Here is a 21,628-nt window from a genome sequence, read left to right as displayed (position 1 = left end):
ACCTACATAAATCGAACTTATCTCTTCATATAGGTGCTTGTTGCCCTCAAGACGATCTACCTTTTTAATCTTGTGTTTTAATGAACTGTTTCCAGTTAATCCTTTGCCTATTGCTGTCAGCGATAGGTTTTGCTTCTTTTGTAGTGAACATGCTACATCCATTAATGCTTGTAAACGTTTGCCATGGATAAAAGGACATTCCTCCATGAGATGGTCATGTAGTAAATCGATAGGTTCCATCATTTTCCCCAAACAAATTTGTTGGGGAAAATTAGATCACGACTTCAACTTTACTGCAATTATTTTTAGCAAATTTGAGGGGATATATCAGTGCGCGGGCAAGACCGCTTTTTTGTCATGTACAGCATTCTTTTATTATTTACTCGCCTTCATTTTGGTAGTTAGTGCCATATTGTGCTATGTTTTCTTAATGGAATATAAATCAGGGTGATTATAATGAAATCATTTGTTGAGCAAGCTCAATTTTATGCTGAATACCACCAAAATGCGATGACTCGCTACACTCATATGGCAGGAGTGCCTTTAATCATCCTCTCCATGATGATCCTGCTAGGGTTCGTTAAAATTAGTGTTCCTGGGGTCTATTCAACCAATCTGGCCTGTCTAACAACTCTGGTCTTTTTAGTTTATTACTTCAGACTGCACTGGAAACTGGCTCTGGCTCTTACACCAATTTTGCTCATATTATTATGGTTGGCCAGTTGGTTTAATTATTATGGTCCCACCAAAGTTGGTCTTTGGGCATTCTTGATAACCTTTGTTGTTGGTTGGGGATTACAATTTTATGGCCATTATATTGAAGGCAAACAACCCGCGTTCATGGTCAATCTGGGCCAGGCGTTAATCGCACCGCTCTTTCTCACAGCAGAACTTTTTTTTATGGCTGGATATATGAACGAACTAAAAGAGCAAATCTACGGTACTGCTAAAGCGGAATCGCACTAAATCCCATTTTTGACCCGGCGCAGGAACATTTTTATTGCATCCTGCGCACTCTCAGGGAACTAATTAACCAGCAAATTGCGGCATTACCAATTTAAAGCAATGATGAATTTTATTATTTCTTTTAAAATCCTGATCTATAGTCTGAGTACTAATATCCTGTACGGAATATTTTTCCTTGAGCAAAGGATCCAGTTTAAATTGGCGAAAGTTGGTAGAAAAATACAAAACACCATCCGGATTAAGCAAGCGCATTGCCGAGTTTATTAAAAGAACATGATCTCGCTGAATATCCAGCGTATCCGTCATTCTTTTCGAATTGGAAAAACTGGGGGGATCCAGAAAAATAACATCAAATCGATCTCTGGTAATTTTTAACCATTCCCTACAATCAAATTGAATAAACTGGTGTTTTGAGACCTCAATTTGGTTGAGTTTAAAGTTATCTTCTGCCCATTTTAAATAAGTATTGGATAAATCAACATTTGTTGTGACGGCACCTGCCAACGCAGCATGAACACTGGCACTGGCCGTGTAACAAAAACAGTTGAGAAATCGAGTTCCGGGCTTCAATTGGGCAAATCGCAATCGTAAGGGTCTGTGGTCTAAAAACAAGCCGGTATCCAGATAATCATAGAGATTCACGATGAGTTTGGCTCGGCCTTCAGTCACCACCATCGTATGTCGTGTCTTATCCATTTTTTGATATTGCTCTGTCCCTTTCTGCTGCTTGCGCTGTTTCAGCACTAATTTATCGGGATTGATGCCAAGTGCCCGTGGCACCACCTGCATTACTTCCAAACTGCGTTTTTCCGCTTTTTGCACCGGGATACTGGCTGGAGCGGCATACTCTTGTAGCACAGCATAATCGTTGTAAATATCAACTGCATAAGCATATTCTGGCAGATCAGCGTCATACATCCTGTAACAAGAAATATCGTTCTTTTTGGCCCATTTTTGCAAATGATTCCGATTTTTTTCCAATCGATTCAGCAGCATTTGTGCATTTGGTGACAAAGTACTTGATTGCGTCCCCTTTAATTCATTCTCAGCGGAGATATCAAAACAATATAATTTGCATTCAAGGGGGCCGTTAAACAAGGTATATTGTTTACCTGCTCGCAGTCCTATAGCCTTCGCCAGGATTGGATTTGAAGTAAGCACGGCGGCTTTCCACCCTTGATAATATTGATGCAGTGTACTTCCCAACTGTTGATATAATGGTACAAGCTGTGTCGCCTCACCCAATCGCTCACCATATGGCGGATTACAAACGACCAATCCCGTCTTATCTGTCGGACGTGAATCACCCACGGCCCGATTATTGAACTCGACTAAAGGAGTAACTCCCGCCCGCTCGGCATTAGAACGCGCTAATGCAATTAATTTGCTGTCGTTATCCGAGCCGGTAAGCTTCACTGTCAGGGGTTTTACTTGCTGCAAAGCCTGAAGCCGTATTTTTTCCCAAAGGGATTCTTGGTGTTGCGCCCAATATTGCAAAGAATGATCCTGACGTAGCAACCCTGGTGCGATATGCGCCGCCATCATCGCGGCTTCAATAACAAGTGTTCCTGAGCCGCAAAAAGGATCGTGCAAACCATAACCCTTGGCAGCTAGTTCTGGCCATTTTGCCCGAATCAACAGAGCAGCTGCTACATTTTCTTTTAAAGGAGCTGCTCCTGCTTTGCTACGATATCCTCGCTGATGCAGACTGTAACCCGTTAAATCAAAACTTATTGTTAACACATCATTTTTTAAATGTGCGTGAATGCGAATTTGCGGCTTTTCTTTGTCTACATTGGGTCGTGAACCATTCAAACGCCGAAAATGATCCACAATTCCATCTTTGACGACCTGAGCTCCGTACATGGTATTGCGAATCTGATCGGAGGCGCCGTGAAACTCTATGGCTATGGTTTTATCATGAGTGAACACAGTCTGCCAATGAAATCCGGTGCAGAGCTGATGCAGGGCCTGTTCATTGGCTGCATGACCACTAAATAAAACCAATTGAATTCTATTGGCTATACGAGACCACAAGCAAAGCTGGTAAATTACAGGCAGGGTCGCTTCCCCATAAACCCCTTGCGGGCTGACTCGGGTGATATGCAAACCTAAGGCTTTAAGCTCTTCTTCCAGCAAGTATTCGAGACCTTTGGGACAACTTACAAATAATGGATAATTCATAATATAGAAGTCCTTAAATAGCGAAAAAGAGCTTTTGCCGCACCTGTATTTTTTTCCTTCATCTGATCATCAACTGCTTTTTTTATCAACTGTCTTAGCTGTTGCACGTCTTCTGGTTGATATAGATTAATAAACTCGGTTAAAGCGTCTTTACCCTCATGAATCAATTTATCCCGCCATTGTTCAATTTCATGAAAATTAGCGGTAATAGCACTGTCTTCTTCAAGGATTTTTTCGTATGCCTCAAGTATTGCTTCATAATCGGCTGCACGCATTAATTTACCGATTAACTGAGCCTGACGTCTTTTGGCACCATGACTTTTAATCGATTTTGCATCGACAATTGCTTTACGCAAATTATCGGTAAGAGGCAAAAGATCTAATTTTGCTTCACTTAAATCGATAAACTTTACCGCTGTTTTTTGTAAAAAATCGGCTTCTCTTTTTTTCTGTGATTTACTGACTTGCTCTTCCATAGTATGCACTGTTATCTAAAATTTGTGCTGATTATACTATATATGCCTAAAACCCGATACTGGAACGCGAACTTACTGCACTATCAGGTTGAACGAAGCACTTTGGGCTGATTTATCCTTACCGAGGGATAAGAATAACAAAGTAGATGCAACTATTTTGTCTGTAAGTTCCAAGCGATGCAGTAAGCCAATTGTATGGGATATATCGAGGCTGCCTGGCTTTAGGAATACCCTGCAAAAATAAAATGTTACTCCACTGCAACCAATGCACCACTCGATTGTGCACGATTTTTATTTGTTTTGGAGCGAAAATAAGTATGGCCAATAGCAATCAGATTATAGATTAATATAAATAATAAGAGTGTGTGTAACCAACTGATTGTTAATTGCGTGAAAACAGGAATGGTAATCATCACCCCTAAACACCCTGAAAGACTTAAAATCAAGGTTTTCTTTAGAGGGATCTTATTTTGTTGTAAAAAGACCAACGTTGTAAGTGGTTGTTGCATTGCGCCAGCTGTCGTCATAATTGGAAAAGCAACAACAGGTGATATATTCATGACGAACAACACCCCTTGAACCATGACAAATAAACCGACACCTACTGAAGTCAACGCCCCGCAGATTACCAGTGCAAAAAATCCTATCACTAATTTCCATGAATGCAGCTCAATCAAATCACCGCCAACGGGTAATAATCGAAACTGGTGGGAGATTAAAAGCGCAATGATTAACGCAAACGAACACATCATTGCCAAACGAATGGCTTGTTTACTCAGCTGACTCACAACAAAACCACCCAATAAACCGCCAATGCAGGTTCCGGCAACCAAAGTTAATAAAGTAGTTAAATCTACATCAACCAAATGCATAAAAAATAAGGATTCAATGGCACCGGGAATAACCTGTGCGCCATTATTAACGGCAGGTAATTCATCATCACGAAAAGTACCCAATAATTTAGCCAGGGCAACATTGACAGCAAAACTGCCGACTCCCAAAGTATCTGCAATAAAGGCAACTATGCCGCTAAAGGTAAGTTTGACGTATTGAGTTAGTGTCAGAGGAACGGAAGGAGCACTACGAAGTTTAATTACCATCACAGCGACACAGAATAAACTCAAAATTAATATGCCAGTGGTAATAAAATATATGGCCATTCAGTTCTCAACACAAAATTAATAGATATCCCTGATGGATGGCTAGGTTCTGTTAACAATTGACTTGTTCAACTACTACGCAGCACTTAGGGCTTATGGAGCACTTAGCAACAACTCCCGACTGAATGCCCGTTTAAAATTTTAATCCAGTCAAATTTCTGGGGTAATTCCAGCATGGTGATTATATACTAATTTCCATGCTCAGCAAACAACATTTAGAGCAAAAAAAAATCTGAGTGCATCATGCAGATACATTGATTGATTCAAAATGCAGTAAACCCTCAATCCAATAAAGCCAATTAAGGGTCAACACATGTTATACAGCACAATTTGAAGTATCAATTCCAACCTGACCAAATGCAGATTGAATCACACCTGAATCCACACTGAGCTCCCTACCCGCATAAACGACGCCGCAGGCTCCAGATATAAAGTCCGTTGCAGGAGTCCAATATTTCATATTGGCAATGACCATTAAATGATAGGCTTTTTTGATTCCCAAATCTTTGGAGAGTAAATAAAATGCTTTATTAAACACGCCACTCGCTGTATGGACTATGTAATTTTGACGATATTGAGGATCGCTAAAATTTGATTCTGCGAAAGCAATCAGCTCATCATAACTAATTGCACAATATGCCCCTTTGCTTTGAGCAAGATTTTTATCAAGACAATCAGCAGAGCTGCCGTCAGAAGAAGGATAATCCATAAATCTCAGTGCTTTTCCAAAAGCTTCGCGGACTACAGTCTCGCCAATGCCCCAGGTTATTTCATTCGGTTGCAAATATGCTTTATTGTACATAAGAGGATTTTGTTCTAGCAGATAAGCACGAGATGCCTGTCCAGCCATATCGGACATGGATTCATTCAAAGCGCCGGACTGATCATGGTATTCAAGACCTGAATGTTGTTCGGTAAATCCATGTGTTACTTCATGACCTGCAACATCGAGAGAAACCAGAGGATAAAAGTCCTCGCCATCCCCAAAAGACATGGCCTGCCCATCCCAAAAGGCATTGTCAAATTGTGTACCAAAATGGACACGCATGACTAATTTCATGGGTCTACCATCGGGCTGTTGCAACGCATTTAGACCGTACCAATCCTGGTACATATTGACAATAGTGTGTCCAAAAAAGTAGGCATCATTACTCGGAGAAAAGGCACCGTTAATATTTTCTTCTACATTATTGTTGCACGTATATTGAAAAGGCGAGTTAATCATATTATCCCAATCCCATTCGGAATACAGATTAACTAACTTCACTTTGGCATTATCCATCACACATTGATTACCCATTTGAGTAACCTCCAGTCCTGGCAAACCATCTTTACCGTACCAATACTCATGAACTTTTTCATTGCCACCTGGGCCGCTGTCCAGATAGGTTTTAATATTATTCCATTGGCTCACGAAAGCCCCGGTTTTCGCATCAATGACAAAGAAAGGCCAACTCGGCTTGCCATCTTTTTGAATGCTTTTAAAAGAAACCAAATACACCAGCGTTAACTCATCATTCTCGCCTGGTCTGATTTGTAATTCAGTTTTTTCCTGTTGGGTATCCGCTTGAGGATTAACATTAAAATAGGATTTTTTAGCTAATTCCAATGCCTGTTGACTGCTGATGGTGGGCTTTATATCAATTTGAATGTCTTCCAGTAAATGTCCGTTCACTTCGGCATTGTCCTTGGAGATTCCAACCTGCTTGCCAGTTTTGGTTATCATGATCTGGGCACCGATCACTGGTATGCCTTTGTACATTTGTTGATAGCGCGTTATGATCTCATTATCCTCTTTAGTTTGATTCATTTGTTGCAAAGAATTATTTTTAGGGGAGGAATTTAATGTTCGAGTTGTTTTCGAGGCGTCCTGAGTTAACGGAAATTGATTTAAACGGTTAAGAGGCGCCTGGTACAAATCCACTTCAGTGGCAGCAATAAGAGAAGATGAGGACAAAAACGTGACACAAAGAGCGATTTTTTTTAACATGGGTAGAGTCCAAAAATCAAAAACCCTCTCATAATGTCACAAAAGTAAACATGATGCAATATTTTCTTCCAGTCAGATTGATTCTTTAAACAGGAACTGTCTTTGGATTGAAATAAAATAACGCCTCATAAAAAAATACAATCGTCTCTTCACATTACTCTTTCTTTAATTCTGAATAAGCAATACCATTATTCCTGCAATAAATGACATATGATCCGCTGAGATGACCAGATGATGGTATCAGTGATGTAATCAAGGATGAACAAAGTGATGAATTCTATTAAAAGCGCTGCTCTTATTGGATTGGGATTAGTATCCTGCCTGCCCCTTAGTTATGCCGGACCTCTTGAGCTGTTTTTGCAAAAACATCTGGAAAATCAGCAACCTTTATTGGCAAGCAGCTCCATAAAAACATCAAGATTCATGCAACGCCTCGATCACAATCATCCTGAATTGGGCACTTTTGCTCAGCGCTATTATGTCGATGAAACCTATGGCCCTAAAGCGACTGACCCTGTATTTTTCTATATTTGCGGTGAGTCCGCATGTACACCAAGAGCATTGAATGGCGCGATAAGGACTTATGCAAAAAAACATCATGCCAAAATGATTGCCCTGGAACATCGCTATTATGGAGAAAGCCTGCCTCGAAACACCTTTTCAGCAGAAGATCTGCGCTTTTTATCTACTGAAGCAGCTTTGGACGATTTAGCTTATTTCCAGCGTCAAATGAGCAAAGAACGGAACTGGACGGGAACCTGGATAGCCTTCGGAGGGTCTTATCCCGGATCATTATCGGCTTACTATCGATTAAAATACCCTTATTTGGTTGCCGGGTCCCTTGCTTCATCCGCTCCGGTAATGGCCAAAGAGGATTTTTATGAATACGATGCTCATGTTGCTAAAGTAGCTGGGCCTGAATGTGCAGAACAGATACGCTCTGTAGTTCGTGAAGTAGAAGCAACATTAAGCGATGACCATAAATTACAGGAGATGAAACGTTTGTTTGAAGCAACGGAAGTTCGTGATCCGGTTGACTTCTTGTATCTAATTGCGGATACAGGCGCCGCTGCAATTCAATACGGAATGAGAAATTCATTTTGTCAGGCTTTATCCACCAGCTCAACGCCTCTTATCGGCTATTCTGATTTTGCCAAAAAACTCTACAAAGACATGGATGTTTCTGCGGTAGAAATTACTGCCCAGGGAGCGATGAGTGAAAATCCCGATGATTATAAAAAGGGAGTGGGTACGCGACAATGGTACTATCAATCCTGTACCGAATATGGCTATTGGCAAAATGCCAACCCGGATTATTGGCTATCGGCACGATCGTCTTTAATCAATTTGGAATATCATCGAACTATTTGCCAACGTTTGTTTGGTTTAAGTAAACCAGCTAACACCGCCAAACTTAATAAATCATTTTATTTCCCTTTAATGGATGATCTGGTGTCCAACATTTATTTTACCAATGGCGATAATGATCCCTGGTCAATATTGTCTCTATCTGAATTAAACGGTAATGCAGTAAATCTGAAATTGACTTACCACATAATAGAAGGTGCAGCACATTGTGAGGATTTACACAGCCCGAATTTATTGGACTCAGAGTCATTAAAGACGGCTCGCACTATCATGGATTCTTTATTAAAACAATGGCTTAAAAGCAAATCATCAGCCTCCTGATTATGGAGCCACTGCTATTCATTATTTAATATTTATTGCAGTTTGGACGTACTACTGATGGATCCATCTGATTTTATAAAGCGTATGGTGTTTGCATTAATTTGTTGCACTCGAAGACATTTGAATTGAGACTTTCCATAGGCTTTAAGAGTACGGCAATATTGATTGTTTTTAATGTACCAGGTTCCTGTCCAATTTCTTTTTTTGCCAAGAATATAAGTGTATCCATAAATCGAACCATTTTTACTCCACCATCCATACCCTGTAAATTTAACCCCACCGTATTTACCAAAAAAAGCTGAAGAATGACCCGAAAGAAGGGTTTTTATTTCATTTGTTGTAAGATAATGAGCTGCGTTCACAGAGCCAATTGGAAATAGCAAGGTCAGAATCATCGTTTTTAAAAAAGTCATCATAGACCACCTGGCAACTAAAAATCATAATGTTTAATTCTAGACCAGTGCGTTTCTTTTTCATAGGAGCATGCATCGATAAAATATCCATTATTGGTGTTTATAAAGGGGAGAGACGTGATTAAAAACATGCGGCACCGATCAATAGAATGACGGAATTCAAAATCATTATACCCCTATATTCTGTCTGTTCTTATTGGCAGACTTTTAAAATCAAAGCTATGCTAAAAATGAATCAAGGAATGAAAGGAACTCGTGATGGATACAAATGAACATACCGAACTGGGCAATGCATTAAGGCTGGAAAATACAGAAAACAATCCTTATTTAAGAATAGACGACTCAGGCGTGCTGCATCTACGTTTGCAACGCTTTAGGGACAACAACTTGCCTGAGCCCATGAAGCTGGAAATGTCCGCTGGTGAAATAATCGCCATGGCAGGAGATTTTTTTACTGAGGCAAATTGGACTATGGATTTGGATTTGCCTCAATGCGATCGATTTAAATCCTCAATTGATCTAGGTCAATACCTCATCCACAAAAAAATCAAGCCCAAAGAAGAAGCAGCCTTAATTAAGGCTTACAATAACCTGGCCTCACCGGATGTCTCTCGTAAACAAATTGATACCATCTATACCATCACCAACAGCAACTACATCCCATTCTCCCCGACCCTTGATTTTTATATGAAACAATTGATGTATGTTTTTCGGGTTAAAAATTATGGAGAAATGCTGACTCGAAATCAGACTCACTTTACCCCCTGGTCGTTAAGGGTCTATGTTTTAGGTCATTCTATTGCATTAAGGTACGCTCACCTGGCCTATGAATTGAAACAATGGGCAAAAGACACGGCATATCAATCTGAAAATCCTGATTTTCAATCAATAAAAGATTCTTTTTCCTCTAATAAAATTGCACCGTCCCATAAAACATTATTTGATCTGGCACATCGATATCATGCTCAGGCCCTGTCAATGGAGTTTTTTACATTTCATTACTATACCGATCATTTTGCTACCGGCCATATGGCCATGATTGGCGACCTGCGTAAAATATTACAAGATCGCTTTGGAACCTGGGGAAGCATTTTAGCCAACAATCTGCACGATGAAATAAATCGTATAGGCGTGTTTACCATTAGACCCTACGATCCAACGCCTAATGAGAATGAAGCTCCAACGCGCGCTCGTGGCGATGGAACAATTAATTCCTGTCTGGATCAACATAATCGTAAAGCATGCATTGATGGAATGACTGAGTCCTTACAAGATATTAATGACGTGTTACATGGCGCCCCTGTTCCTAAACACCAAAGTTTTGGTGGTCTGGAACACTTGCCTGATGTTGATTTTAACTCCAGACAACATGAACCACTGATTGTATTAAGCGGGGATAAAGTATTTTACCGTAAAAAACTCAGTATAATTCATATTATATCACCAACGGAATATGAAGCATTACGGGAAAACCCTTTAGAACATGGCTACGTTGAATTAACCAGTAAATGGGAGGCATTCAAACTGGTAACCAAACTGCGCCTGTTTCCCTCTCTCTACGAAGGACAAGTACAACCCGTTTCAGCAATTAAAAAAATTGAAATTATGTTAGACGAACACAATAGAAAACCGCAACGGCAGCCCATAGCCGAGAGCAGCTGTACTCCAGAACAGGATAGAAGCGTTCTTGACTGGAAAACTAAAGCGTTGGAGTGGGATAATTTAAAAGACAGGATGGACGCGCTGGATGGCTTAAAGAAATACAGCGTTTTAAAATTGAAGCGCAAGGAGAAGCCCGAGGAAATTCCGGAAACACAGGAAGATTTGACCTTGGAAATCTAAAGTGTGTGGACAATATCGAATTCGTCGTCCCGCAAGCCATAGAATTTCGGTCGATATGTAATCCAGATTCATCCTTCGAATTTCGGCGGTCACAGCCCTGACTCTTGGTCACAAATATAGAATCTTGGAGAAAAGTCAGGGTCACAGCCGCGGGAATTCGATAAGTAAAACTGAACTGGTTTTTAATGATATGCTGAAGATTCAGGAACACGTCGCAAGAAAGCAAAATAGACAGCACACCTTATGGGGATCACGGCTGTCCCATTAAAAATGTGACGTCTTTCCGAGCATAGCGAGGAATCTCCTGCAAATTGGCACAATCTGAATTAATGCATTAATCATCATTACCTTTTAAACCCTTTTTTTTACAAGGAATTTAATGATGTCATCAGAAGATGTACCTGGATTTTTATATCATTTCAACTGATATGATTTTAATGGCCGCATTGTAATGGGATCGTGCAACCTTGCAGGAGATTCCTCGCTATGCTCGGAAAGACGTCACATTTTTAATGGGACAGCCGCGCTATGGGGATTTTTATTCAATAAACAAATTCAAATAATATGATAGAATAACTTCCAATATCCATGAGGTAATTATGAACTCTCTAATTAAAGTCTTATTCTCTTCTATTTTATTAATGATCTCCGTCGCTCCTGGCTATGCGGAAGTAATCCTTAAAGACCTTCAAGGCCAGAGTACTCCATTTTCAGAGCTTAAAGGTAAATGGGTATTCATCAACTACTGGGCTGGCTGGTGCCAAACCTGCCTGGATGAAATACCTGAGTTTAACCGCTTTTATCAACAACACAAAAACGATCCGATTGCCTTATATGCAGTAAATTTTGATGCCTTGCCTTTGTTCGAACAAAAAAATTTGATAAGACGCTTCAATATCAACTACCCCAGTCTGCTTAACGATCCCGCAACCGATCTGCGTCTTGGAGATATATCAGGAGTTCCAGTAACTTTTATCTTCAATCCTAAAGGACAATTAGTAAAAACTTTATACGGTGGACAATCAGTCGACTCATTAAATAAGGTGATGGAGAACCAAAGCTAAACTGGCCCTCTCAATTTCACGTTCCGCCTCCAACTTTTATGCTGCTTATTGTTTCCGAGAAATCCTGAATAACAACCTCGGATTGAGTCTTTGTCTTGAAGAACCTTGCTTGACCGGTCATCAAATTAGCAACACCCAAAGAAAGCACTGAAAGTGCATCACTAAGAAAATTAACCAAAGTCTGTTTCCAGCCTCTATGAACACTTAAAACGATTAATGCATCAGAAACGGCGTCTACGCACTCTCTCTGAAAATCTTTCAGGTTCAATTGAATGGGCAATCCCGAGTTGAGAAATCCCTGTTTCGCATACTCTATTCTTGTATAAAACACAGCAGCCTTTTGAGCTGCGCTTTCATAATTCTTATTCGTTTTTGCAACTTCTTCTAATCGTTCTTTTAATGACCTGATTTTTTCCAAATGCTCTGAAAAATTCATCTGCACCAAGATTTTTTGCGCGTCAAGATAAGAATTTATTTGCTCTTTAGCATGATCGGCAGAAGCTACTACGGTTTCTCTCTTTCCTTTTTCTGCATCAACAATAACATGATGAATTTGACTTAAACCCAAAGTCTGATGAGCAGCAACTAAATCGGCTCGATTTTGAGTTATCTCGTCCAATTTAGCGAGTATTGATTTAACTTGATTATCAACACCATCTAGAGTAGTGATCCCTGAAAACTCTACAGGTAATCCTCTAATTTGCTGTGCACAAGACCGAATTACTTCATTAGCCTTGCGTAAATGGTCAAGACGCTGGTTGGCACACTGATGAATCTCCTGTTTTTTCTTATCCAGCGCTAACTGAATTCGGGGATGATGACGGCCCAAATAACCCAGAGCCTCTCGTGCTGTTTGTAAATCACTTTTATGTTGGATAATTGCGGTTAGTTGATTCAAGTATGCTCCAACGGCTTGAGCCACGTCTTTTTCATTTTTTAATTGACCAAAATTCACTGCAAGTACATTAATTTTTTGTTCATAACGTGAAATGATCTCTAGAGAATACTGAATCTTTTTTTCTTTGGCTGCAGCGCTATAAATTGCTTGCCGTTTATCTTCAAGAGCCTTTTTGATTTCGGGATGTACTTCGCCAGAAATGCCCAAGACCTGTTGTGCTCGCTGCAACTCATCTGTTGGTGCTGCACAATCGTCCAATGCTTTTAATAATAAATCAGTCGTTCTAACCAATTCCTTTGATGTTTGACCTGGGGCAAAATAAATTTGAAACGCATTAATTCGATCGACCTGATTGGCAATCGCTTTTTTTGCAGAAGCAATATGCTGATATCGCTCCTGGGCAAGCCGTTGCATTTCGTTCTCTTTTTGATCCAGTGCATCACCAAACCGCATTACGATGGGATGAAACAAACCCAAAGAGAGTTTTGCTGCAGCTAGATCCGCTTTACGATAAACCAGACAGTCAAGACCTGCTTGCAAAACCTGCAAATATGGAGCAACATCTTGTTCCTGAGTGACTTCTTTAAAAGATATCGAATAGCCTTTAATCGCAATGATGTAAGACTCCATAACTCGAATATCTGCTGTAAGCGCCTCTTCTTTGAGTGCGCCTGCGTTTCTAATCTGCTGTATTTTATGTTCCAGCGCATGCCTCAGGCCTGGATGATAGCCATCCGTATTGCCTAAGATATGAATGGCTGTTTCAAGCTCAGGTTTCGCTAAGATTAACTCCTCCACTTGCCTTACCAACAGATGGATTTGATGTTCAATATCTTGTGTAGAATGACATGAATCAAAATCGAAGGGATATGCAGAAATCCTCTTAATCCAGCCATCGATAATATTCTGTGCTCCATTCTCATCCATTGGGGCTTGTGTTGAACCAAACCAACGGTGAAAATCAGTATAAGGTTGGGCATTGAGTAACGCATTAAAGTCCTCCAGGGAAATTTTGAATAATTCCTCAATTCGCGCACTGGCCATGGTACTCAATTTTTTTGCCATGGCAGGGTTCACGGTATTTAAGAAAAAAAATGCATCAAATAATGTTCGTGGATTTTTATAGTCCAAATCCTGGAGCAGCTCATTTAGAAACTGATCATCAATGATGCTGTGATCCATCTGTCTCAAGGCATCAACTAATAGTTCGTCAACACGTCCATTCAAATAGATATAAGCAAATACCGCCTTCTCAAAAAGTTTATTGGAACCAAATAAATGGAGGATGTCTTCCTGATTAAATAACTGCTTATAAAATAATGTCCGTAACCCCCCGCTTCGAGATAAAGCATTATCGGAGGGCTTAAAGTAATGCTGAACCAGGCCAACCTCTATAATATTTCGTGCCTGAGCCAAAGTACATCCTGTCTCTTGGCATTTTTCACGACAAGCCACCTCTATAATCCGCTTCAAAAACTCAGGGTTTTTCAATTCTTGGCGCACTAATGGTTCTGAACTTCTATCACCTATCAATTGAGCAATGGCCTTAAAATCCAGAGAACTATCCCGGGTAAATATAATAGAGAGTAATTCCAAACGCGGTATCATTTGAATGAATAAATTGATAAATTTATCCTTATCTCCTTGCGAAAGCAGAATACTATCCAAAAGAGTGTTTACATCATCTGAAGATAGCTTATTTAAGAGGGATTCAAAATAAGGAATACTGCGATACACATTATAAAAATAATTAACTACATCCTTATTTAATGGCCCACGAGCCTGTTGATTAATCAACAACTGATGAAGCTGCAGATTTTGAAAAACATAATGCCCCACTGCAGTTGGGCATATGAGTAACACCTTGGTCAACTCGTGATTTTGTGCATTCGTATTATAAACACTGAATCGATAGTTTCTTTTTTTAATATCATCCAGTTTAAAAGTCTCTCGCCTTGTATTGTTATGAGGATTAATCAGCACAAAATCATAAGTACCATCACTTTTTTTAATCACTCTATCAATTCTTAAAGCATGACGACTGTGTATGACCCCGTACTGATCCGGTCGACCATAGGACATACTAATATAAACGGGCTGTGCGGGATTAATAATCTTTAACTTGACAATTTCACCCAGATTTCTGGTATCGTGAGCCTCAACTCCAATGAATTTACCTACAAACTCCGTAGAAGATGTGCTATGACGGGATCGAATATTATGCGCCACAATACTGGCAAGAGGATCTTCATTTGACCACTCACCTGTATAATAGTAAGAGCTAATCCGTTCTAAAATTTTTAGAGCCAAAGCGTTAGTCCGCACCCCACCCCACGCATCATCAATAACTTTTAATCGGGCCTTATCCATAAAGAAGACGTCTTCATTGGTTAGGGGATCAAAATGATGTATGTACTTATCCTTCATTTTATCGGGATTAAAATTGTTAGAAGTAGCGTAGATTTCAGTGCGCTTAATTCTCAGAGATACCCCATCTTCTGTTTCGGTAAACAAAGATTTTACTAATTGTAATCCTTCATCTCCGGAGTTCAGAATGCAATCGAGCGCTGTTAACAAATAACAATCACCCGTCTGACCTTGAATTATGGTGATAGGAGAGCCATCTTTGGGAAATAATGGGGTCATTTTATATCCTGAATACTGTAAATTAAATGTGTACCAATATTGGACATTATAGAAAATGATTATTATGAGAACATTAACGCGAGAAGCGTTTATTATTTAAAATGAAGGAAAATCAATTTCTTACTCAATTCTGTCGCTTTATGACTGACCATTAATTGTATAGGCGCTATGAATGATGTAAAAGACGTTGTTTTTGATCCACAGTAATTCTGATTTTCAATTGCCAGTCACCTTCTTCATTGATCGATTCTGACAATACAGCACCCAATTGATACAATTGGGCGCGCAGTTTAGCCTGAGCACTATTTAAAATGATGTATTCAATAAGAACAGCTCCATGCAATTGAGCCGCTATAGCTTCTTTTAGCAACTCAAGACCCTGTCCTGTTGCTGCGGAAAGCCATACTTTACAAGAGCCTTCGTTGCAATCAATTTTAGGCTCCCATCCTTCCTGTAAATCAATTTTATTAAAAACCTGAATGACAGGAATATCGCTTACACCAATTTCATCCAACACCTTTTGAACCGCAAAAACCGTGTCCCGCCAGTGAGGATCGGAAATATCAATGACGTGTATTAATAGATTAGCCTGCTGTGTTTCCTCTAAAGTTGCACGAAAAGCCTCGACAAGATGGTGGGGCAAATCACGAATAAAACCCACTGTATCTGCCAGAATCACTGGCAAAGAACCAGGCAGTTCCAATTTGCGCATCGTAGGATCCAAGGTAGCAAATAATTGATTTGCTGCATAAATATTTTCACCAGTCAACGCATTAAATAATGTGGATTTACCGGCATTGGTATAGCCTACCAATGACACTGTAGCCATATCCGCTTTTTTTCGGGCCTGACGATTTTGATCACGGCTGCAGCGTACTTTTTCAAGGCGTTTATTAATGTATCGAATGCGTTCTCGTAATAAACGGCGGTCTGTTTCTAATTGTGTTTCACCAGGGCCACGCAGACCGATCCCCCCCTTTTGGCGCTCCAAATGAGTCCAACCGCGAACAAGCCGAGTAGATAAATGTTGTAACTGGGCCAGTTCAACTTGCAATTTACCTTCAAAAGTCCTGGCTCGCTGGGCAAAAATATCGAGAATCAATCCGCTTCTATCGACAACACGACATTCGAATAACCGCTCAAGGTTTCGTTCCTGTGAAGGAGATAACTCATGATTTACCAGAACCAGCTCTGCATCAAGCGCTTTGACTAACTGACTAATCTCTTCCGCTTTTCCTTTACCCAAATAATATTTAGCATCAGGAGTAGCACGAGTACCCAGGACACAATCAAGAATCTCAGCTTGTGCTGAAAGAGCCAGCTCTTCAAATTCAGCCAGGGCTTTTTCAGCATCAACGCCTGGAAGCGCTAATTGTACCAATATCGCTCGTTCACCACCTTGCGGACGTTCAAACACAGATCATTCCAATAATTAAAAGTAGCCTAGTCTGCCACAGATCCTTCGTCCTCACCAGAGGCCTCGTCTGTAGGTATTTTCACCATACGAGAGGGCACAACTGTGGATATGGCATGTTTGTACACCATTTGAGTAATGGAGTTTTTTAACATGACGACGTATTGATCGAACGAATCCACCACACCATGCAATTTAATTCCATTGACCAGAAATACAGATACAGGGACCTTTTCCTTACGCAATTCATTCAGGAAGGGATCTTGTAACATATGATTTTTAGACATTGCCTACTCCTTGTTGTTATTGTAGTTTTTAAAGGCAAAAACGAATATCTAATTACTTATTCGACAGCTGTTAATAAAACTTTAGTTTAATTTCATGACAGCGCAAATTGAATCCGCTAATATAGAGTCTCTCTTGATTACCCCACACAAAAACATCAGCGCTAGCTGAGCATATAAGGAGATTTACATGGGATACACGCTAGACGAAATTCAAGGTTTACAAAACCCCTATAAAGATCTTGGTACAGGGGATGCCCTAGCGGAACACCGGGAAGGATTGGATCAATTGTCGGCTGAACAAAAAAAAGAGTTGGCTACCCGCATGGTTTTAGAATGCCCTGAAGGTGAATTAAAAAGCTTTGGTCGTGCCATTGAAGCGGCAAGAGTACCGCATGCAGACGGTCAAACCTTCCATTCGGTATTAGCCGAAGCCTATGAAGTAAAAAATCGCATTCATGCCTTATTGGATAAAAGAAATAAAAATCCCCATCTTTTGCTTTTAAATAAAGAATTTGATGAAAAATTGTTTAACAATTATAGAGAGTTAGCCTTACAGGTTCTCGATAACAATGAAACAGCCATAGCGGAGCGGCTGGCCCTGACAACCCCAAGCGAATCCCATGACCAGGTTGCTCAGAATGTGGAAGGAATATTCTCTAATACACTGTTTGCTTCCAAAATAAATCAGGCTTTTGCGCTAAAACGAGATATCGATCATTTGCTTCTGGGTGACAATCCCGATGAATTTTTCAGCAGCCTAGAGTACAGTATCGATTCATGCCAGGAGTTTCCAGGCTTATTCAAAGTCATTGAACAGAATGAATCATCTATAGCAGCAAAACTTGCCTTACATGCCCCCAGAGAAAAACACAGCATTATTTCTCGAAGCATCCAAAACCTGGCTCCGACACCTGATGTATTTGCAACCAAGGTAAGATCAGCCTTTACTCTGCGTCGTGACATTGATTTGCTTCTAGGCGATAAGCCTGAACGATTTTTCACTAGCCGTGATTTTAGTGTTGATGCCTGCCTTGAGTTTTCAATCTTATTCCCAGTCTTGTTAAAAAGCCATGAGCACAGCATAGGCGAAAAATTGTCCTTGCTGGATTCCAAAACGCTCTCTGATATAAATCGCAAACTTGAAATGATCAATGGAGCTGCTCACGATCAATCCAGTCCCTTCCGCTTGATTGCAGCCTCAATAGTGCCAAAACAAGAGACTTCACCAGCTCAACAATCCTCTGCTGAGGTAACTGTATCTGAACCTGCCTCATCAACTTCAAGCAATCCCAACACAGTATTTCAGAGTGTTTTGAGAAAAAGAACCCCGGAGTTGTCTCGATCTGCAACCCTAGCTCAATCCAGTATGGATTCTGACAGTGACAGTGACAGTGATAACGAGGATGATGATTGCTACTCTAAGTTTTGTAGTCTGTTTAAATAAGAATTAATCGATTTAGCCCTTACCTGGTAAGGGCATCTTTACACAATTTTTTCTGAATTTTACATCCATTAAAGTCACTGTCCATGCTACTATTTTTAATTCATACATTATCGAATTCAATTCATTCAATGAATACTATTTCAACCCAAATACAAGAAACGCCTTGGCTAAACAATAAGCATTGTTTACAAAGAGATTGGATGACTTTAGAAAGCTCTGATCAATAACGGGTTACAAGACAATTTGTGCAAAACCAATTAAGTGTTATTTAGTAAAATTAATACTGGTACAAACAGATTTTTTTTTGATAACATAGTCGGATTTTTAGTCTACAGACAAAACACTATATTTTAACGCAACAACTTATAGGAAAACTAATGGCAGAAAACAAATTAAGGGTAGCACTGGTTCAGGAGCAATGGCATGAACATGCTAAAGAACATCAAGACAGTCTGGCCTCTGGAATATTTTCGGCAGCGCAACAAGGCGCTGAGCTGGTGTGTTTGCAGGAACTCACTTTGAGCCCTTATTTTTGTACTCGTTCTGACGTTGACGGAACCCCTTATATGGAAGACATCCATACAGGTCCTACAGCTCAATTTGTCAGTCAAATGGCTAAAATACATAAGGTATGTATTACCGCCTCTCTGTTCGAAAAAGCAGGGTACAACACCGCTGTTGCCTTTAATACTCAAGGTGAGCTGATTGCCATTACCCGAAAACAACATATACCCAGCGGGGAAAAATACCATGAAGACTTTTACTTTAAACCAGGAGATTCCAATTACCCTGTTCATTCAATAGCAGGACACCAGTTTGGTTTACCGACTTGTTATGATCAATGGTTTCCAGAGTTATCACGAATCTATGGATTAAAAGGCGCCGAAATTCTGGTTTATCCAACCGCTATTGGCGGCGAACCGACGGCTCCAGGGTTTGATAGTCAGCCCATGTGGCAAAAAGTAATGGTAGCACAAGGGATCATGAGCAATACCTTTATCATCGCTGTTAATCGAATTGGTTGTGAGGATGATTTACAGTTTTATGGCAGTAGTTTCATCAGTACACCAATGGGTGAAATTTTAGCTCAGGCGCCACGAAATGAGCCTGCAGTTCTTGTTGCCGATCTTGATTTCAGTCAACGTGAATTATGGGGAAGATTATTTCCATTTGCTCAACAAAGAGAACCTGCGACTTATCAAGAATTAGTCAAGCCTCGTAACCCTTTGGGAACCAAATAATGAACAACAATGCACAATCAGAAGATAACTTATACAACATTAAGCATTGGGGTGATGGGTATTTTAATATTAATGCGCACGGAAACATTGAAATAAGCAAAAACCCGGAGCAAAAAGGAGTTGAATTACTGGCTATAGTGAACGCTGCTGAACGCGCTGGATTACATTTACCGTTATTAATTCGGTGCAGCGATATACTCCATGATCGCGTACGCAGAATATACCAGGCATTCACCGAAGCCAAAAAGGACACTGAATATTCTGGAAGCTATCAATTGGTTTATCCTATAAAAGTAAACCAGGAACACAGTGTGGTTCGTGAACTGCTTAAATCTCCATCAAACACGATTGGCCTGGAAGCAGGCTCAAAACCTGAATTAATGGCGGTAATCGGTATGCTGGGTGATAATCCCGGCACTATAGTCTGTAATGGTTATAAAGACAGCAGCTACATAAGAACAGCCCTCATAGCTCAACAGATGGGACATAAAGTATTCATCGTTATTGAAAAAAAATCGGAATTGGACATCATATTAAGTGAATCTGCTCGTCTTAACGTTAAGCCCACCCTCGGTGTTCGTATTCGCTTAGTCAGCAAAAGCGCCGGTAAATGGGAAAATACGGGAGGAGTTAAATCCAAATTTGGCTTAAATGCAAAGCAAGTACTTGAATTGGTAACGCAATTAAAAGCAAATGGCTTACTTGATTGCCTCCAGCTAATGCACTGCCATTTAGGTTCCCAAATTGCCAATATTCATGATATTCGCCATTGCATGCAGGAGGTTGCCCGATATTATGTTGAATTACGCCATCTTAATGCACCAATAGATACAATTGATGTGGGTGGCGGTTTAAGCGTTGATTATGAAGGCACACACTCCAATAAAGGTTGTTCCATGAATTACAGCCTGAATGAGTATGCAACGCACATTTTATTGGCTCTTAAACATTTGTGCCAGGATGCGGATATCCCTGAGCCGAACATTATCTCGGAATCTGGACGGGCTTTAACAGCACATCATGCAGTCTTGATATCCAATATTACTGACATCGAAATCATTAAAAAAGCCCCTGCGCTTCCTGAAATTTCCGAAGAGGACTCGCACGTGATTCGCGATATCTATGATACTTATCAGGCAATCACTGACAGCTCTCCAACAGAAATATATAACTATGCAGAACACTCTTTGCACGAAGCCCATTCTCTATTCAAGCATGGGGTAATCAGCTTGCAGGAAAAAGCAAAGGTTGAAGCATTCTATACCAATATTTGCATGGAATTAAAAGACAGGCTGGATGAGGAAAACCCCAGTGAACACGCATTATTAATGATGATAAATGAGTGTATGGCTGCTAAAATTTTTTGCAACATTTCTTTTTTTCAATCCATTCCTGATGCCTGGGCAATAGGTCAAATCTTTCCGGTAGCGCCTATTTCACAATTAAATGAAACGCCCAACATGCACAGCATTCTCCAGGATTTAACCTGTGATTCGGATGGTACTATTAAGCAATATCCCGGCCAATCTTGTGTTACAACCACCCTAATGCTGCCACCATATGACAGCCAAAATCCGTACTGTATCGGTTTTTTCCTGGTCGGTGCGTATCAGGAAATATTAGGAAATCTGCATAATTTATTTGGTGATACGAACTCATTGGACGTCAAGCTTTCTGATGATGGTCACTTTGTGCTGGAAGACCTAGTCAATGGCGATACAGTGACCAATGTATTGAATTTAGCTCACTTCGATACTAAAAAACTCATTCAATCCTATGAGAAACAGTTAATCCAGGCCGAGTTGCCAAAAGAGCAAACTTTATCTTATTTAAATGAATTAAGAAGCATTTTTTCTCAATTAACCTATCTTGATGGACGATCTACACAGTGACGATACTAACACCGAAACAAGC

15 protein-coding genes and 1 pseudogene are annotated in these 21,628 nt (G+C 40.2%); 7 read left to right on the top strand and 9 right to left on the bottom strand.

The window, feature by feature from the left end; genetic code table 11:
* Window positions 1-126, bottom strand: a pseudogene (locus tag G543_RS19260) (IS4-like element ISEc60 family transposase); the annotation flags it as partial.
* Between the two features lie 330 nt (window positions 127-456).
* Between G543_RS19260 and G543_RS0101500 the strand changes: the two are divergent.
* A complete protein-coding gene (locus G543_RS0101500) occupies window positions 457-966 on the top strand; it encodes an Mpo1 family 2-hydroxy fatty acid dioxygenase (protein ID WP_028382955.1) in 510 nt (169 codons plus the stop codon).
* A 63-nt stretch (window positions 967-1,029) separates the two neighbouring features.
* On the opposite strand, the gene rlmKL is transcribed toward G543_RS0101500, so the two are convergent.
* The 4 genes from rlmKL to G543_RS0101480 form a co-directional block, all read right to left on the bottom strand.
* A complete protein-coding gene (gene rlmKL, locus G543_RS0101495) occupies window positions 1,030-3,150 on the bottom strand; it encodes a bifunctional 23S rRNA (guanine(2069)-N(7))-methyltransferase RlmK/23S rRNA (guanine(2445)-N(2))-methyltransferase RlmL (protein ID WP_028382954.1) in 2,121 nt (706 codons plus the stop codon).
* The gene (gene yjgA, locus G543_RS0101490; RefSeq protein WP_028382953.1) at window positions 3,147-3,626 is read right to left on the bottom strand and encodes a ribosome biogenesis factor YjgA; all 480 of its coding nucleotides are present in this window, start codon (window positions 3,624-3,626) and stop codon (window positions 3,147-3,149) included. Before yjgA ends, rlmKL begins: the two co-directional genes overlap by 4 nt.
* A gap of 248 nt (window positions 3,627-3,874) precedes the next feature.
* Window positions 3,875-4,786 (bottom strand): membrane protein, encoded by a 912-nt coding sequence (locus tag G543_RS0101485; protein WP_028382952.1) that lies wholly within the window; start codon window positions 4,784-4,786, stop codon window positions 3,875-3,877.
* A gap of 316 nt (window positions 4,787-5,102) precedes the next feature.
* Window positions 5,103-6,776, bottom strand: a complete 1,674-nt coding sequence (locus G543_RS0101480) for a M4 family metallopeptidase (protein WP_028382951.1) — start codon at window positions 6,774-6,776, stop codon at window positions 5,103-5,105.
* A gap of 270 nt (window positions 6,777-7,046) precedes the next feature.
* Between G543_RS0101480 and G543_RS0101475 the strand changes: the two genes are divergently transcribed.
* A complete protein-coding gene (locus tag G543_RS0101475) occupies window positions 7,047-8,465 on the top strand; it encodes a S28 family serine protease (RefSeq protein ID WP_028382950.1) in 1,419 nt (472 codons plus the stop codon).
* A 32-nt stretch (window positions 8,466-8,497) separates the two neighbouring features.
* On the opposite strand, the gene G543_RS0101470 is transcribed toward G543_RS0101475, so the two are convergent.
* Entirely contained in the window at window positions 8,498-8,881 is a 384-nt protein-coding gene (locus tag G543_RS0101470; RefSeq protein WP_133141395.1) for a hypothetical protein, read from the bottom strand.
* Between the two features lie 255 nt (window positions 8,882-9,136).
* On the opposite strand from G543_RS0101470, the gene G543_RS0101465 reads away from it, so the two are divergent.
* Both G543_RS0101465 and G543_RS0101460 read left to right on the top strand, forming a co-directional pair.
* Entirely contained in the window at window positions 9,137-10,720 is a 1,584-nt protein-coding gene (locus G543_RS0101465) for a hypothetical protein (protein ID WP_028382948.1), read from the top strand.
* Window positions 10,721-11,361: 641 nt separating this feature from the next.
* Window positions 11,362-11,784 carry a TlpA disulfide reductase family protein gene (locus G543_RS0101460; protein ID WP_420795226.1) on the top strand — a complete coding sequence of 141 codons (423 nt, stop codon included), beginning with the start codon at window positions 11,362-11,364 and terminating at the stop codon, window positions 11,782-11,784.
* A gap of 16 nt (window positions 11,785-11,800) precedes the next feature.
* On the opposite strand, the gene G543_RS18250 is transcribed toward G543_RS0101460, so the two are convergent.
* The 3 genes from G543_RS18250 to hfq form a co-directional block, all read right to left on the bottom strand.
* A complete protein-coding gene (locus tag G543_RS18250) occupies window positions 11,801-15,328 on the bottom strand; it encodes a hypothetical protein (protein WP_051190543.1) in 3,528 nt (1,175 codons plus the stop codon).
* Window positions 15,329-15,494: 166 nt separating this feature from the next.
* On the bottom strand, window positions 15,495-16,745 hold the full coding sequence (gene hflX, locus G543_RS0101450) for a ribosome rescue GTPase HflX (protein WP_028382946.1): 1,251 nt from the start codon (window positions 16,743-16,745) through the stop codon (window positions 15,495-15,497).
* Between the two features lie 26 nt (window positions 16,746-16,771).
* Complete coding sequence (gene hfq, locus G543_RS0101445) at window positions 16,772-17,029, bottom strand: RNA chaperone Hfq (RefSeq protein WP_028382945.1); 258 nt, start codon at window positions 17,027-17,029, stop codon at window positions 16,772-16,774.
* 187 nt (window positions 17,030-17,216) lie between these two features.
* Between hfq and G543_RS0101440 the strand changes: the two genes are divergently transcribed.
* The 3 genes from G543_RS0101440 to speA all read left to right on the top strand — a co-directional run bounded on the left by G543_RS0101440 (window position 17,217) and on the right by speA (window position 21,606).
* Window positions 17,217-18,473: a lpg0008 family Dot/Icm T4SS effector gene (locus G543_RS0101440; RefSeq protein WP_028382944.1), complete on the top strand. Its 1,257-nt coding sequence runs from the start codon at window positions 17,217-17,219 to the stop codon at window positions 18,471-18,473.
* Window positions 18,474-18,850: 377 nt separating this feature from the next.
* Window positions 18,851-19,714: a carbon-nitrogen hydrolase gene (locus G543_RS0101435; protein WP_028382943.1), complete on the top strand. Its 864-nt coding sequence runs from the start codon at window positions 18,851-18,853 to the stop codon at window positions 19,712-19,714.
* Window positions 19,714-21,606 carry a biosynthetic arginine decarboxylase gene (speA, locus tag G543_RS0101430; protein ID WP_028382942.1) on the top strand — a complete coding sequence of 631 codons (1,893 nt, stop codon included), beginning with the start codon at window positions 19,714-19,716 and terminating at the stop codon, window positions 21,604-21,606. The genes G543_RS0101435 and speA overlap by 1 nt, the downstream gene beginning before the upstream one ends.
* The last annotated feature ends 22 nt before the right edge of the window (window positions 21,607-21,628 follow it).

Origin of the sequence: Legionella moravica DSM 19234 (assembly GCF_000423305.1) — a bacterium.
In the GTDB taxonomy this organism is placed as follows: Bacteria; Pseudomonadota; Gammaproteobacteria; order Legionellales; family Legionellaceae; genus Legionella; species Legionella moravica.
This window is presented reverse-complemented; position numbering and strand designations above follow the sequence as displayed.

What these genes read in the sequence shown, in the direction of transcription:
- G543_RS0101500 (WP_028382955.1), top strand. Translation starts at nt 457, where the DNA reads ATGAAATCATTTGTTGAGCAAGCTCAATTTTATGCTGAATACCACCAA.
- rlmKL (WP_028382954.1), bottom strand. Translation starts at nt 3,150, where the DNA reads ATGAATTATCCATTATTTGTAAGTTGTCCCAAAGGTCTCGAATACTTG.
- yjgA (WP_028382953.1), bottom strand. Translation starts at nt 3,626, where the DNA reads ATGGAAGAGCAAGTCAGTAAATCACAGAAAAAAAGAGAAGCCGATTTT.
- G543_RS0101485 (WP_028382952.1), bottom strand. Translation starts at nt 4,786, where the DNA reads ATGGCCATATATTTTATTACCACTGGCATATTAATTTTGAGTTTATTC.
- G543_RS0101480 (WP_028382951.1), bottom strand. Translation starts at nt 6,776, where the DNA reads ATGTTAAAAAAAATCGCTCTTTGTGTCACGTTTTTGTCCTCATCTTCT.
- G543_RS0101475 (WP_028382950.1), top strand. Translation starts at nt 7,047, where the DNA reads ATGAATTCTATTAAAAGCGCTGCTCTTATTGGATTGGGATTAGTATCC.
- G543_RS0101470 (WP_133141395.1), bottom strand. Translation starts at nt 8,881, where the DNA reads ATGATGACTTTTTTAAAAACGATGATTCTGACCTTGCTATTTCCAATT.
- G543_RS0101465 (WP_028382948.1), top strand. Translation starts at nt 9,137, where the DNA reads ATGGATACAAATGAACATACCGAACTGGGCAATGCATTAAGGCTGGAA.
- G543_RS0101460 (WP_420795226.1), top strand. Translation starts at nt 11,362, where the DNA reads ATGATCTCCGTCGCTCCTGGCTATGCGGAAGTAATCCTTAAAGACCTT.
- G543_RS18250 (WP_051190543.1), bottom strand. Translation starts at nt 15,328, where the DNA reads ATGACCCCATTATTTCCCAAAGATGGCTCTCCTATCACCATAATTCAA.
- hfq (WP_028382945.1), bottom strand. Translation starts at nt 17,029, where the DNA reads ATGTCTAAAAATCATATGTTACAAGATCCCTTCCTGAATGAATTGCGT.
- G543_RS0101440 (WP_028382944.1), top strand. Translation starts at nt 17,217, where the DNA reads ATGGGATACACGCTAGACGAAATTCAAGGTTTACAAAACCCCTATAAA.
- G543_RS0101435 (WP_028382943.1), top strand. Translation starts at nt 18,851, where the DNA reads ATGGCAGAAAACAAATTAAGGGTAGCACTGGTTCAGGAGCAATGGCAT.
- speA (WP_028382942.1), top strand. Translation starts at nt 19,714, where the DNA reads ATGAACAACAATGCACAATCAGAAGATAACTTATACAACATTAAGCAT.